15 protein-coding genes are annotated in these 13,771 nt (G+C 63.9%); 7 read left to right on the top strand and 8 right to left on the bottom strand.

Features of this window, described 5'->3' with window-relative positions; genetic code table 11:
• Nucleotides 1–52: 52 nt before the first annotated feature.
• The 3 genes from AC5ZG5_RS38555 (at nucleotide 53) to AC5ZG5_RS38565 (ending at nucleotide 2,536) form a co-directional block, all read left to right on the top strand.
• The gene (locus AC5ZG5_RS38555) at nucleotides 53–418 is read left to right on the top strand and encodes a response regulator (RefSeq protein ID WP_028165519.1); all 366 of its coding nucleotides are present in this window, start codon (nucleotides 53–55) and stop codon (nucleotides 416–418) included.
• 85 nt (nucleotides 419–503) lie between these two features.
• Entirely contained in the window at nucleotides 504–1,667 is a 1,164-nt protein-coding gene (locus AC5ZG5_RS38560; protein ID WP_130228843.1) for a protein-glutamate methylesterase/protein-glutamine glutaminase, read from the top strand.
• Nucleotides 1,664–2,536, top strand: coding sequence for a CheR family methyltransferase (locus AC5ZG5_RS38565; RefSeq protein ID WP_028165521.1), 873 nt, complete (start codon nucleotides 1,664–1,666; stop codon nucleotides 2,534–2,536). Before AC5ZG5_RS38560 ends, AC5ZG5_RS38565 begins: the two co-directional genes overlap by 4 nt.
• 169 nt (nucleotides 2,537–2,705) lie before the next feature.
• Here the strand turns inward: AC5ZG5_RS38565 and AC5ZG5_RS38570 are convergent, their stop codons facing one another.
• The 6 genes from AC5ZG5_RS38570 to ctrA form a co-directional block, all read right to left on the bottom strand.
• On the bottom strand, nucleotides 2,706–3,863 hold the full coding sequence (locus AC5ZG5_RS38570; protein ID WP_456642773.1) for a glutathionylspermidine synthase family protein: 1,158 nt from the start codon (nucleotides 3,861–3,863) through the stop codon (nucleotides 2,706–2,708).
• 7 nt (nucleotides 3,864–3,870) lie between these two features.
• A complete protein-coding gene (locus tag AC5ZG5_RS38575; protein WP_130228846.1) occupies nucleotides 3,871–4,098 on the bottom strand; it encodes a hypothetical protein in 228 nt (75 codons plus the stop codon).
• A 115-nt stretch (nucleotides 4,099–4,213) separates the two neighbouring features.
• Complete coding sequence (locus AC5ZG5_RS38580; protein WP_456642772.1) at nucleotides 4,214–4,606, bottom strand: hypothetical protein; 393 nt, start codon at nucleotides 4,604–4,606, stop codon at nucleotides 4,214–4,216.
• Nucleotides 4,607–4,608: 2 nt separating this feature from the next.
• Complete coding sequence (locus tag AC5ZG5_RS38585) at nucleotides 4,609–5,013, bottom strand: DUF350 domain-containing protein (protein ID WP_456642771.1); 405 nt, start codon at nucleotides 5,011–5,013, stop codon at nucleotides 4,609–4,611.
• Between the two features lie 126 nt (nucleotides 5,014–5,139).
• Entirely contained in the window at nucleotides 5,140–5,736 is a 597-nt protein-coding gene (locus tag AC5ZG5_RS38590) for a DUF4126 domain-containing protein (protein ID WP_130228849.1), read from the bottom strand.
• A 181-nt stretch (nucleotides 5,737–5,917) separates the two neighbouring features.
• The gene (gene ctrA, locus AC5ZG5_RS38595) at nucleotides 5,918–6,619 is read right to left on the bottom strand and encodes a response regulator transcription factor CtrA (protein ID WP_016848562.1); all 702 of its coding nucleotides are present in this window, start codon (nucleotides 6,617–6,619) and stop codon (nucleotides 5,918–5,920) included.
• 369 nt (nucleotides 6,620–6,988) lie between these two features.
• Between ctrA and fliI the strand changes: the two genes are divergently transcribed.
• From fliI to AC5ZG5_RS38615, 4 genes are all read left to right on the top strand, one after another.
• Nucleotides 6,989–8,314: a flagellar protein export ATPase FliI gene (gene fliI / locus AC5ZG5_RS38600; protein WP_208828832.1), complete on the top strand. Its 1,326-nt coding sequence runs from the start codon at nucleotides 6,989–6,991 to the stop codon at nucleotides 8,312–8,314.
• A gap of 108 nt (nucleotides 8,315–8,422) precedes the next feature.
• Nucleotides 8,423–8,839: a flagellar export protein FliJ gene (gene fliJ, locus AC5ZG5_RS38605; RefSeq protein WP_028162102.1), complete on the top strand. Its 417-nt coding sequence runs from the start codon at nucleotides 8,423–8,425 to the stop codon at nucleotides 8,837–8,839.
• A gap of 178 nt (nucleotides 8,840–9,017) precedes the next feature.
• Entirely contained in the window at nucleotides 9,018–9,563 is a 546-nt protein-coding gene (locus tag AC5ZG5_RS38610) for a sigma-70 family RNA polymerase sigma factor (protein WP_456642770.1), read from the top strand.
• An 18-nt stretch (nucleotides 9,564–9,581) separates the two neighbouring features.
• On the top strand, nucleotides 9,582–10,481 hold the full coding sequence (locus tag AC5ZG5_RS38615) for an anti-sigma factor (protein ID WP_456642769.1): 900 nt from the start codon (nucleotides 9,582–9,584) through the stop codon (nucleotides 10,479–10,481).
• Between the two features lie 128 nt (nucleotides 10,482–10,609).
• Here the strand turns inward: AC5ZG5_RS38615 and AC5ZG5_RS38620 are convergent, their stop codons facing one another.
• Both AC5ZG5_RS38620 and flhA read right to left on the bottom strand, forming a co-directional pair.
• On the bottom strand, nucleotides 10,610–10,804 hold the full coding sequence (locus AC5ZG5_RS38620) for a hypothetical protein (RefSeq protein WP_028162105.1): 195 nt from the start codon (nucleotides 10,802–10,804) through the stop codon (nucleotides 10,610–10,612).
• 310 nt (nucleotides 10,805–11,114) lie between these two features.
• Nucleotides 11,115–13,343: a flagellar biosynthesis protein FlhA gene (gene flhA / locus AC5ZG5_RS38625; RefSeq protein WP_456642768.1), complete on the bottom strand. Its 2,229-nt coding sequence runs from the start codon at nucleotides 13,341–13,343 to the stop codon at nucleotides 11,115–11,117.
• Nucleotides 13,344–13,771: the final 428 nt, after the last annotated feature.

Raw genomic sequence — 13,771 nt, forward strand, 5'->3', positions numbered from 1 at the left:
GAAGAACTGAAGCGGAAGCGTCCCTCGCGGGATGAGGAAGTAGAGGCCCAACATGAGAACCTGTCTTGTCGTCGATGACTCCAGCGTCATTCGCAAGGTCGCGCGTCGCATCCTGGAAGGCCTCGATTTTCAGATTGTCGAGGCCGAGGACGGCGAGAAGGCGCTGGAAGCCTGCAAGCGCGCCATGCCCGCCGCCGTGTTGCTCGATTGGAACATGCCGGTGATGGATGGCTACGAATTCCTCGGCAATCTGCGCCGGATGCCCGGCGGCGATCAGCCCAAGGTGGTGTTCTGCACCACCGAGAACGACGTCGCGCATATCGCCCGCGCGCTGCATGCCGGCGCCAACGAATACATCATGAAGCCGTTCGACCGGGACATCGTTACCGCGAAGTTCCAGGAGGTCGGCCTGATCTGAGTGTCGTGTTCGATCCGGCGGCTGAAAGCCATCGGCATGGGAGCATGATCCGGAGAAGGCCTGCCGTTGAGCCGTTGGTGAATTGATGAGTGTTGCGTTGACAAATGCCCCGTCCCGGACTTCGACGCGGGAGGAGCCGTTGCGGGTGATGGTGGTCGACGACTCCGTCGTCATCCGCGGCATGATCTCGCGCTGGATCGGCGCGGAATCCGACATGGAGGTGACGGCCTCATTCCGCACCGGTCTCGACGCCGTCAACCAGCTCGAGCGCGTCAATCCCGATGTCGCCGTGCTCGACATCGAAATGCCGGAGCTCGACGGCATCTCGGCGCTGCCGAAGCTGCTGGCCAAGAAGCGTGATCTCGTCATCATCATGGCCTCGACGCTCACCCGTCGCAACGCGGAGATCAGCCTGAAGGCGCTGTCGCTCGGCGCGGCCGACTACATCCCCAAGCCGGAAAGTACGCGCGAGGCCGGCGCCGCAGAAACCTTCCGGCACGACCTGATCCAGAAGATCCGCCATCTCGGTGCCAAGGTGCGCCGGCGCGCGACACCCGTCGCCGCAAGCCCGGCATTGGCGCCGGTGCAGGACAAGGCGCGCGAAGCTGCGACCCGCCCGGCGACTTCGCAGCAGGCATTGGTGCGCCGCCCCTTCGGCATGCTGGCGCCGAAGGTGCTGTTGATCGGCTCGTCGACCGGTGGTCCGCAGGCGCTGATGGCGCTGGTCGCCGAGATCGGACCGGTGATCGACCGCTTTCCGGTGCTGATCACCCAGCACATGCCGCCGACCTTCACGACGATCCTGGCCGAGCATCTCGCGCGTGCCAGCCGCCGGCCGGCGCATGAGGCTGTTGACGGCGAGATCGTCAAGGCCGGCCAGATCTATCTGGCGCCGGGCGGCCGCCATATGCGCGTTGCGCGCCGCGGCGCCGAGATCGCGATCGCACTCGATGACGGACCGCCGGTGAATTTCTGCAAGCCCGCGGTTGATCCCATGTTCATGTCCGCGATCGATGTCTGGCAGGGCGGCATCATGTCGGTGATCCTGACCGGCATGGGGTCGGACGGCATGCGCGGCGGCAAGGATATCGTCGCCGCCGGCGGCAGCGTGATTGCGCAGGACGAGGCGACCAGTGTCGTGTGGGGCATGCCGGGCGCGGCGGCGAATGCGGGGATATGCGCGGCCGTGCTGCCGCTCAAGGAGATCGGACCGAAGCTTAACCGGTTGTTTGCGGGAGATCGTTCGTGACGCCGTTGGATTATGATTATCTGCGCAAGCTCCTGAAGGAGCGGTCCGGCCTCGACCTGTCGTCCGACAAGCAATATCTGGTCGAGAGCCGCCTGGTGCCGCTTGCGCGCAAATCGGGATTATCAGGCATTCCGGAGCTGGTCCAGAAGATGAAGGGCGCTGGCGCCGAGGCGCTGACATCGGAAGTGGTCGAGGCTATGACCACCAACGAGACGTTCTTTTTCCGCGACAAGATTCCGTTCGACCATTTGAAGCAGGCGGTGCTGCCGGCGCTGATCCAGGCGCGGGCCGCGCGGCGTTCGCTGCGCATCTGGTGCGCGGCATCGTCCACCGGGCAGGAGCCTTACTCGATCGCGATGTGTCTGAAGGAAATGGGCGCGGCGCTCGCGGGCTGGCGGCTCGAGATCGTCGCGACCGACCTGTCGCAGGCAGTCCTGGAAAAATCCAAGGCCGGCATCTTCAGCCAGTTCGAGGTGCAGCGCGGCCTGCCGATCCAGTTCCTGGTGAAATACTTCACCCAGATCGGCGAGTTCTGGCAGCTCAATGCCGATATCCGCGCCATGGTGCAGCATCGCCAGCTCAACCTGCTGCAGGACTTCTCCCATCTCGGCACGTTCGATGTGATCTTCTGCCGAAACGTGCTGATCTATTTCGATCAGGAGACGAAGACGGATATCTTCGCGCGGCTTGCAAAAATGCTCGAGCCCGACGGCGTGCTGGCGCTGGGGGCGGCCGAGTCCGTGGTTGGTATCAGCAGCGTCTTCAAGCCCTATCCGGACCGCCGCGGTCTCTATTGCCTGGGCACCGCGCCGGTCGCGCGCACCGGCGCGCCGATCGGGCTCAAGGCTGTCGCTTCCGCGGCGCGATAGAGTTAAGCGGCGACACCCAACCCTACAACTCCGTCGCCCGTGACCGTCATTGCGAGCGCAGCGAAGCAATCCATCTCACCACTTGCGGAGGCATGATTGCTTCGCGGAGCCTGTCATCGGGCGCGCGTTCGCGCGACCCGTTGGCTCGCAATGACGCAGGGACCGCCCCTCAAAGGATCGCGTGGGGCAAAAAGCGCGACGTGTTCCCCGTGATCGGATTCTCGTCCTCGCGGATCGATAGCCCGCATGGGGTGTGATCGATCAGCCAGCTCCCGATCACCGGATATTGGCCTGCGAAATTCGGCAGCGGCGCCAGCGCCTGGCGGATGAAGCCTTCGGCGCCGTAGGGCCCCTCCTGCTCGACCAGCGTGGTGCCGGCGCTGACAAGCGCGACATTGGCGCCCTCGCGCGAATAGATCGGCTTGCGGACGAACGAGCTGCCGAGCGTTTGCGCGTTCGGATCATCCTCGAAATAGGCCGGCAGCAGATTGGGATGGTTCGGAAACATCTCCCACAGCAGCGGCAGGATGCCTTTGTTGGACAGGATTGCCTTCCACGGCGGCTCGATCCAGCGCGTCGGCGCGCTCGCGAGCCTGGTGCCGAAGGTGTCGTGAAACATCCATTCCCAAGGATAGAGCTTGAATGCGAGCTCGATTGCGCGGTTATCGAGGTCGACAAAGCGGCCGTCCTCGGTAAGGCCGATGCCCTCGATATCGAGCAGCGTGGTCGCAAGGCCGGCCTGCGAGGCGGTGTCCTCCAGATAGGCCAGCGTTGCGGCGTCCTCGGCATTGCCGGTCATGCCGGCAAGATGCAGGTGCTCGCCGGATGCCAATTTCTTCCAGGCGTCGATCAACCGCTCGTGGATCGAATTGTATTGGTCGGATCGCTTCGGGATGATGTTGCGCTCGATCGCCTGCTCGAGCCAGGTCCATTGGAACACCGCCGCCTCGAAGATCGAGGTCGGCGTGTCGGCATTGTACTCCAGCAGCTTGGCCGGTCCGCGCCCGTCGAAGCTGAGATCGAGCCGGCCATAGAGGCTTCCGTCGTCGCGGCGCCAGCTTTCCGCAATCAGCGGCCAGAACGCTTCCGGGATATTCAATCGGCGTAGATATTTTTCATCTTCGGTGGCGCGGCCGACGAGTTCGAGGCACATCGCGTCGATCTCGCCGGTCGGCTCCTCGATCCCGCGCTCGATCTCGTCCAGCGCGAAGGCGTAATAGGCGCGTTCGTCCCAATAGCGTTCGCCGCCTATGGTGTGGAAACTGAAGCCGGCGCGCTCGGCGGTCGCCGGCCAGTCGTCACGTTCCGAACAAGGAATGCGCCGCATGCGGATATCAGCTTCCGCCATACGAAGGGTCGAATTCAACGTCACCACGGGCGTTGAAGCGGCGTGGCGTCCCGCCGAAGCCGCCATAGACCGCGCGGCAACTGGGTTTGCCGCCGGGGCCGGGTGCGGCCGTGTTGCCGGGGCCGCAATCAGTGCGCGGTACCAGCCCCATCGAGGCGGCGCCGACCGCAACGCTTCCCATCAGTTTCAGGACGACCCGGCGCGAGCGTTTCATGACGGCAGTCCCGTTCTTCCGCCATTTGCGGTGTGGCACCAGTCTCCAACAGCGGCCGATGCCAAGGCAAGCAAAAGCAGTCATTTCACGGTGATGTGCGAAGGGTACGCTTCTCTCAACCACCGGAAAAGCCGAAGGCGTGCGCGAACGAACCGAAGCCGCCGCGGCTGACATGGTTCGATCCGGAGTCGGGTGTGCCTGAGGCGGAGTGGCTCGAGGAGGAGCCGCTGCTGGAGTAGCGCGAGCCGCCGCTGGAGCCGTGGCTGGAGGAGGACGATCCGCGCTGCCGGCATTCGGTGTCGCCCTGCGAAAACGACGGCGCGGCGCCGTTCGGCGGGCGCTCGCAGGTCTCGCTCGGCATCAGCAAATAGGCGGTGCCGCCGACCGCGAGCGTGCCCATCAGCATCAGGACGATCTCGGCCGAACGTTTGGCTGGCGGACGGGGCGGTGGCGACACCGGGGCCGGCGTCCGCGTGCCGAACTCCTTGGGTGGTGGAAGGCTTGTCATGGTCAGTAGATCATCGAAGCGGCGTTGAGAGCGCCGGCGGCGAGCGAGGAAAGCCCGAGCCAGATCGCGGGCGCGAGCTCGCCGTCCGCGATCCGTCCCGACAGGTTCGGCACGGGGACCTTGACGATGAAATAGACGATGATCTGGACGATCAGCGCGACCACGCTCCAGATCAGGCAATCGATGACATTGGCCGAGTGTGCGATCGCGCTGACCACCGGGAGCACGAAGCCGCACAGGCTGAGGCCCAGCGCGATCGCTGCTGCCGTATTGTTCTCGCGGATAAGCTCGAATTCGTTGTGCGCGGTGACGCGGGTATAGACGAAGAGGTAGGCCATGACGGCGACGAGCGCCGTGCAGAAATAGACCAAGAAAGCCGGAAGCCCGGCAAGCGATTGCAGGATCATTCAACGCGCCGTTTCATCCTTTGGCGCGGCGATGCAAAAACCAAATCTGACCTTAGCAATCGCGCCCCCGATTCGCCCGACAACAGAATTGCACGAGCGATTGGTCGGCGCATGACGATGGTGGGTTCAATCCCCGCTTATGGGTTCGTTTGGCCGATGCGATCCCCGAGTCGAGCCCCGAAGCAGGCGGAATGCGAGCCAGAAAAACAGGATGACCAGCGCGAGCGCGGCGAGCGGCGCGGCCAGGGCCAGAAGTGCCATCAGCGAGGCGCTCCCGAGTTCGGCCGTCGCGACGGCCGGATTCCCAAGGCCGCCGGTGAAGACGGATGATTTTGCCCGGAGTATCGCGGTCAAACCTTGCGTGATGCCGGCAACGCCGCCTCCCGCGATAATGGCCGCCGTCCATTTCACCATCGGCGGCAAGTCGGTCATGACAGCGGCGGAAACGATTGTCCCCGCGACGACAGCAGCGGGCGTCGCCACCGTATCGAGCAGGTTGTCCACACCGGGAATGTAGAACGCGGCGATCTCGGCTATCGCCGCGGTGCCAAGCATGATGATCGCGGCAGGTGTGCCGAGCCATGCAAAGCCCTCATTCAGATTCGCGTGTCCGGTGTAGGCGGCCACGCTCAGGGCCAGCAGCGGCAGGAACAGCCGGAAGCCGGTTGCGGCGGCCAAGCCGATGCCAAGCCCAACCGACAGTGCCAGATCGAAGTTCGACATGTGCCGCAAACTCCATCAGCCCGGTTCGGCTGATCGTAACAGCTTTTGCGAAGTTTCGATTGGCCCCGCCAGGTTGAGGGTCGCCATGGCGAACAATATTACCGACCAGTTTGAGGTTGGCGCAAAACAGAAACCCCGCCGTTTCGGCGGGGTTTTCGTCGGAGCAGCGAGATCGGGGCGATTAGGCCGGGATGCGTTCGTCCGCCTCGTGCGGCTCGCGCAGCACGTAGCCGCGGCCCCACACGGTCTCGATGAAGTTGCGGCCTTCGGAGGCGTTGGCGAGCTTCTTGCGCAGCTTGCAGATGAAGACGTCGATGATCTTCAATTCCGGCTCGTCCATGCCGCCATAGAGATGGTTCAGGAACATTTCCTTGGTCAACGTGGTGCCCTTGCGCAGCGAGAGCAGCTCCAGCATCTGATATTCCTTGCCGGTCAGATGCACGCGCTGGCCGCCGACTTCCACCGTCTTGGTGTCGAGATTAACCACGAGGTCGCCGGTCTGGATGACGGACTGGGCATGGCCCTTGGAGCGGCGCACGATGGCGTGGATACGCGCGACCAGCTCGTCCTTGTGGAATGGTTTGGTCATGTAGTCGTCGGCGCCGACGCCGAGACCCTTGACCTTGTCCTCGATGCCGGCGAGGCCGGAGAGGATCAGAATGGGGGTTTTGATCTTGGAGACCCGGAGCTGCTTCAGCACGTCGTAGCCGGACATGTCGGGCAGGTTCAGGTCGAGAAGGATAATGTCGTAGTCATAGAGTTTGCCGAGATCGACGCCTTCTTCTCCGAGGTCCGTCGTATAGACGTTGAAACTCTCGGATTTGAGCATCAATTCGATCGACTGCGCGACGGCGCTGTCATCTTCTATCAGCAAAACGCGCATGCCAGTCCCCTTTAGTCGCCGCTCCTGGGCGTCAGGTCGGCCGCACTTGCGGCACTCACAAAACGCCTTTGCACAACTGATTCGGATCCTGACGAGACATGGTTAACAAAAACTGATTCCCATTCGCAAGGTCCGCGGTGCAATTTTTTTCGAATCGCCCTAAGATGTTGCGCAGAAGCAGCTTTTCTCATCCGTTCTCGTTCAAGCTCCACTTTAAGAGGCCGGACTAACCGACTCTTGCGACTCGCCCTTCTTCTGAACAGGCAAGCGACCTCAGTCACCCAAAGACAGTGACGCAATGATTAATGATGCGGGTAAACACGAAGTTAAGCGGATGCGGAGAAATCGGCGAAACTTAAGGTTTTCGCAATGAAAGCGCTCGCGGAACAGATCGGCGACATCGACGGCGTCAATATTTATGGCCGCGTGGTCGGCGTCCGCGGGCTCATGGTTGAGATCGCCGGCCCCATCCATGCGATGTCGGTCGGCGCCCGCATCGTGATCGACGTTGGCGGCAATCGCTTCATCCCGGCGGAGGTCATCGGCTTCTCCGGCAGCAACGCGGTGGTGATGCCGTTCGGTGGTCTCGAAGGCGTCAGGCGTGGCTGCCGTGCTGTCATCGCCAACGCCGCCGGCTTCGTGCGGCCGTCGGCGGCCTGGCTCGGCCGCGTCGTCAACGCGATGGGCGAGCCGATCGACGGCAAGGGTCCGCTGCCGCAGGGCGCCTCTCCCGTTCCCTTCCGCAACGCGCCGCCGCCGGCGCATTCGCGCAAGCGGGTCGGCGGCCCGCTCGATCTCGGCATCCGCGCGCTCAACACGTTCCTGACCTGCTGCCGCGGCCAGCGGCTCGGCATCTTCGCCGGCTCCGGCGTCGGCAAGTCGGTGCTGCTCTCGATGCTGGCGCGCAACGTCGATGCCGACATCTCGGTGATCGGGCTGATCGGCGAACGCGGCCGCGAGGTGCAGGAATTCCTCCAGGAAGACCTCGGCGAGGAGGGCCTCGCGCGCTCGGTGGTCGTGGTCGCGACCTCCGACGAGCCGGCCTTGATGCGGCGGCAGGCCGCTTACCTCACGCTCGCGATCGCGGAGTATTTTCGCGATGAGGACAAGGAGGTGCTGTGCCTGATGGATTCGGTGACGCGCTTTGCCATGGCGCAGCGCGAGATCGGGCTGTCCGCCGGCGAGCCGCCGACCGCCAAGGGCTATACGCCGACGGTGTTCACCGAACTGCCGAAGCTTCTGGAGCGGGCAGGGCCGGGGACCGGGGTCGGTGCCATCACCGCGATCTTCACGGTGCTGGTCGATGGTGACGACCACAATGAGCCGATCGCCGATGCCGTGCGCGGCATCCTCGATGGTCACATCGTGATGCAGCGCTCGATCGCCGAGCGCGGGCGCTATCCTGCGATCAACATCCTCAAATCGGTCTCCCGCACGATGCCGCGCTCGGCCGACCCGGCATTTCTCCCCGTTATCACCAGGGCGCGTCAGGTGATGGCGACATATGCTGATATGGAAGAGTTGATCCGGCTCGGCGCCTACCGGGCCGGTTCCAGCCCGGAAGTGGACGAGGCAATCCGCCTGCACGAGCCTTTGGAGGCCTTCCTGCGCCAGGGTAAGGGCGAGTCTGTCAGTTTGGCCGACGGCTATCGGCAACTGGCGCAAATCCTCTCGAATTTGGAAACGGAACGCTAACTTTGTCGGGCCATCATCCGCGGCATGTCATTAGCTGCGCCGGCGGGGTCCAGGGGGAGCCGGCCTTGTCCCGCGTTCGAAATCGGGACTTCTGGGGAGTATGAGTCGATGAAGTCACGTGACACGCTGATCCGCCTGAAGAAATTTCAGGTCGACGAGAAGCGCCGCAGGGTCACCCAGATCGAAGGCATGATCGCCGATTTCCATCGCATGTCGGTGGAGCTCGAACGCGAGATCCAGGTCGAGCAGGAGCGAGCCGGGATCAACGATCCCGCTCACTTTGCCTATCCGACCTATGCCAAGGCTGCGATCCAGCGCCGCGAAAACCTCACCCGCTCTGCTGACGAGCTGCGCATCCAGCTCGAGGAGGCCAAGGCGCAGCTCGGCGAAGCCTTCGAGGAGCTCAAGAAGGTCGAGCTCCTGGACGAGCGCGACCAGGCCCGCGAGCGCGCTGAAGAGAGCGCCCGGGAGCAGGCCGACATGGACTCGATCGGCTTGATGCGGGCGCGTCTCGGCGTTGCCTGAATCCTGAACCTCTCCACGTTGGGTGGGAACCGAACCCGGGCTGCGAAGCCCGGGTTTTGCTTTGGAAAGGTCCCGAATCCATCGGCTGGTGGACCGCGGCCTGCCGAACTATGCTACGAAGGGATAGGATTAATTCCCGGCATCAGGCGAACAGGGATCGCGATTTGGGGGATGCTGAATGCTGACGCCGGCTGAACTGGTCTGGCTGATCGCTGCCGTTGCGAAGGGGGATGAGGCCGCTTTCGAGCGATTGTACGTGGCCACGCGGGCGAAACTCTTCGGCGTCGTCCTGCGTATCTTGCGGCGACAGGATCTTGCCGAGGAGGTCATTCAGGATACTTACGTCAAGATCTGGAACAGCGCGGGACAATTCGACCCGGCGCTGGCGTCGCCGATCACCTGGATGGCATCCATTGCCCGCAACCGCGCCATCGACCTGGTCCGCAAGAAGAGCGAAATCTCGCTGGAGGAAGAGCCTGCGGCGATGGAGGTCGCGGCCGAGACGCCCGATCCGCTGGCGCGACGCGAGATGACGGAGGAACTGCGCCGCTTATTGGAATGCGTCGGCCGTCTGGAGCCGGACCGGCAGAAGCTCGTGCTGCTTGCCTATTACAACGGCTGGAGCCGCGAGCAGCTCGCCGTCAAATTCGAGACGCCGGTGAACACGGTGAAGACATGGCTGCGCCGCAGCCTGCTGGAGATCAGGGAGTGTCTTGGGGTTTGAGAGCCCCGATATCGTGTGATGGCTCATAACGAGGACCATATCGCGCTCGCCGCCGAGTATGCGCTCGGCTCGCTCGATGCGGAGGAGCGCGCGCAGGTCGAGACCATGATGGCGATGGACAAGGAGTTCACCGCCCTCGTGCAGGCCTGGGAATTCAGGCTCGGCCCGCTCAACCAGATGGTGGGCCTGGTCGAGCCGCGGCCGATCGTGTGGGAGAACATCAAGAGCGCGATCGCGCAATCCTCCGCACCGCAAGCGCCCTTGGCCCTGCCGCCGGAAGCCCCGTCACCTTCGCCCCCGCCGGTGGAGCCGAGAGTCGTCGCGGAGGCGCCCGTTCAGCAGGCACCGCTCGTCGACGACGGTCGGGTCGTCCAGCTCACAAGCCGGCTCAGACGCTGGCGCGGCGTGGCGTCGGCGGTGAGCGCGATTGCTGCTGCGCTCCTGGTGGTGCTGGGGCTTCAGGTCTACCGGCCCGATGCGCTGCCTGACGCCATCCGTCCGAAGTCCCGCACAGAGATTGTGGAGGTCAAGACACCGCCCCCGCCGCCCTCGGGACAATTTGTCGCCGTGCTGCAGCAGGACGGCAACTCCCCAGCCTTCATCCTGACCGTCGATGCCGCCACCAGGAACTTCACGGTGCGCCGGGTCGGCGCGACGCCGGAGCCCGGCAAGAGCTTCGAGCTGTGGCTGATCTCGGACAAGCTGCCGCAGCCGCGCTCGCTCGGCGTGATCGGCGCTGATGATTTCACCGAGCGCCCGGTGCTGTCGTCCATCGATGCCGCCACGATCAATGATGCGACCTACGCAGTCACCGTCGAGCCGGAGGGCGGGTCGCCGACGGGCATGCCGACCTCGGCACCGATCTTCTCCGGCAGGCTGATCGAGAGCGTGCCGCCCGGAACCGCTGATTCAAAATAAAAAGAAAACGCCCGTGGGGAGCGGGCGTTTTCGATAGTCAACTTGGGGGTAGTTGGGGGTCTTAATATCCACGTGGCCTTTGGGGGGCTGTAAAGAACCACGTGAATTCCGTAAATTCCTCTCCTGCTCTAGCGTACGAGCGAATTGTTCGATGAGGTGATGGCCACCGGCTTGCCGGCCTTCATCACCCGCGCGGTCTGGTACTCGTCCACGCTGTTACGCGCCATGATGCCAAGGCCGGCCACAACCACACCCGCTACGAGTGCAACGACCACAATCTTCAGATGGGTCGTCCGATCCGCGCTGTAGATCGAGTGGTTCATGGAAGTCTCCTGCCGCCTTCCCTGTCGCTTACTTTTTGTCGGTCGCCTCTTCCGACAGGTTCAACATCCTTGCGCCCTTCCAACATAGGAATCGCGGATTCCGTTCCGTAGAGGCGATCACAAGCCCGTGAACAGACGTGATCCGACGCGATTGAAATCCGCGCTGGCGGGGATATTGTTCAGTTATTGCAATGCGTTAGATCGAGAGCGGGGCGCGGCGACGATAAGCTGTTGAAATTAAGCCATTTTCTACAAACAAGTTGCATGTGACGAAAATGCTGCGTCGCTTTGCAACTGATTTGCGGGCCGGTCACACGCTCCCGACGGTCTTCAAGCGTGCCCGCGGATGGATTTCCGCCTGCGACAAAACGGTCGTCTGCGAGCGGAAGCGTTCAACCAGCGAGCGAACGAAGGGCCGGATCGCGGCCGAGGTCACCAGCACCGGCGCTTCGCCTTCGCGCGCGGCCTGCTCGAAGGCGTTGCGGGTCGCGGTCATGAATTCCGACAATCTGGACGGCTGCATCGCAAGGCTCCTGTCCTCGCCCGTGCCCACGATCGATTCCGCGAACGCCTGCTCCCAGCGCGCCGACAGCGCGATCAGCGGCAGGTAGCCGTTGTAGGAAGTGTTCTGCGCGCAGATCTGCCGCGCCAGGCGGGCGCGGACATGCTCGACCATGGTCGCCGGATTGCGCGAGAAGGCGAGCGCGTCGGCAATGCCTTCGAGGATGGTCGAGAGGTCGCGGATTGAGACGCGCTCGGCCAGCAGCAGTTGCAGCACGCGCTGGATGCCGGAGATCGTGACCTGGCTCGGCACGATATCCTTGATCAGCTCGCCCTGTTCCTTCGGCAGTTCCTTGAGCAGCTTCTGCACCTCGCCGTAGGACAACAGGTCCGACATGTTGTTCTTGAGCAGCTCGGTCAGGTGCGTCGACAGCACGGTGGCGGCATCGACCACGGTGTAGCCCTTCAGCGAGGCCTCTTCCTTCAGCGCGGCGTCGACCCAGGTCGCAGGCAGACCAAACGTCGGCTCGACGGTATGGATGCCGGGGATCGCGACCTGGTTGCCGCCGGGGTCCATCACCATGAACTGGTTTGGCCAGATCCGCCCCGTGCCGGCATCGACCTCCTTGATCTTGATGACATAGGTGTTGGCCTCGAGCTGGACGTTGTCGAGGATGCGCACCGCCGGCATCACGAAGCCCATCTCGACCGCGAGCGAGCGGCGCAGCGCCTTGATCTGCTCGGTCAATCGGTCGGTGCCGTCGGGGCCGTTGACGAGCGGCAGCAGCGCATAGCCGAGCTCGATCTTGAGGTCGTCGATCTTGAGCGCGCTCGAGATCGGCTCCTCGGCGGCTGCTGCGGCTGCCGCTGCCGCAGCAGTAGGGGCGGCCGCAGCGGCGGCCTGGACGGCCTTGGCGGCATGCTTCTGCTTGCGCGCGGTCCAGGCCAGCGCGGCGGCGCCGGAGCCGAGCGCCAGGAACGGGATCATCGGAATGCCCGGCAGCAGCGACAGCACGATCATGACGCCGGCCGACATGCCGAGCGCCTGAGGATAGCCCGAGAGCTGTTTCATCAGCGCCTTGTCGGCGGCGCCGGAGACGCCGGCCTTCGAGACCAGGAGGCCCGCGGCGGTCGAGACGATCAGGGCCGGGACCTGCGTCACCAGGCCGTCGCCGACGGTCAGCACCGTGTAGGTGCGCGCGGCTTCGGCAAAGCCGAGGCCCTGCTGGGCGACGCCGATGATGATGCCGCCGACGACGTTGATGAACACCACGAGCAGGCCGGCGATCGCGTCGCCACGGACGAATTTCGAGGCACCGTCCATGGCGCCAAAGAAGCCGCTTTCGTCCTCCAGCTCCTTGCGCCGTTCCTTGGCGACCTTCTCGTCGATCAGGCCGGCGGAGAGGTCGGCGTCGATCGCCATCTGCTTGCCCGGCATCGAATCCAGATGGAAGCGCGCCGCGACTTCGGCGATGCGGCCCGAACCCTTGGTGATGACGACGAAGTTGACGATGACCAGGATCGCGAACACGATGATCCCGATCACGAAATTGCCACCCATCACGAAATTGCCGAAGGCCTCGATGACGTGGCCGGCGGCTGCCGTGCCCTCATGCCCGCGCGACAGGATCAACCGGGTCGAGGCCAGGTTGAGCGACAGCCGCAGCATGGTCGAGATCAACAGGATGGTCGGGAACGAGGAGAATTCCAGTGGCGCCTGGATGAACAGCGCGGTCATCAGGATCAGGACCGACAGCGTGATCGAGATCGCCAGGAACAGGTCGAGCACGATCGCGGGCAACGGCAGGATCAGCACCACCAGAATGGTGAGGATGCCGAAGGCCAGCGCGATGTCGCCGCGCTTCAGGATATTGGTGATGTCGGCCAGGGAGAAGCCGCCGGATGCCGTGCCCTGACCCGCCGTCACGTCGACCATGGTAGCCCGATCCCCCCGCGCCTGCCGGGCGCGGCCGCCAAATGTCTGCGCGGCGGCTTGCCGGCCGCCGCTCCGAAAGTGAGGCACCGTGCTGGCGTCCACGGGGGATCCCCTCCCGTCATCCGCGACCGACGACACTCGACTTCACCCGGCAATTTTTGCCCAGCGTATGGTTAGTAAAGGGTTAACAGCACTGTCCTTTCGGGAGGCTTGCCCACTCTACGGCGTCGCCGCGAGTTCTGATTCAAGATGTCAAACGGCTCTCCGCTGTCATCGTCCGGGGGTTGACCGGACGATCCAGTATTCCAGAGGCAGCAGTGCTTGAGCCGAGTGGCCGCCGGATACGATGCCCCGCCTTCGCGGGGCATGACGGTGGAGTTGGGGAGAGATGTGAGTTCGCGTTCTCGCGGTGCGTTGCGCCCGAGCTTTGCGTCTCGTTTCACCCTCTCATCAATCAGAGGGCGCAGGGAAAGCCGGGTGCTGGTTGCACCCGTGGGTCCCGTGCAACAAAAAGCACGGGGGTAGGACCA

It is taken from the genome of Bradyrhizobium sp. Ses1, assembly GCF_059512365.1.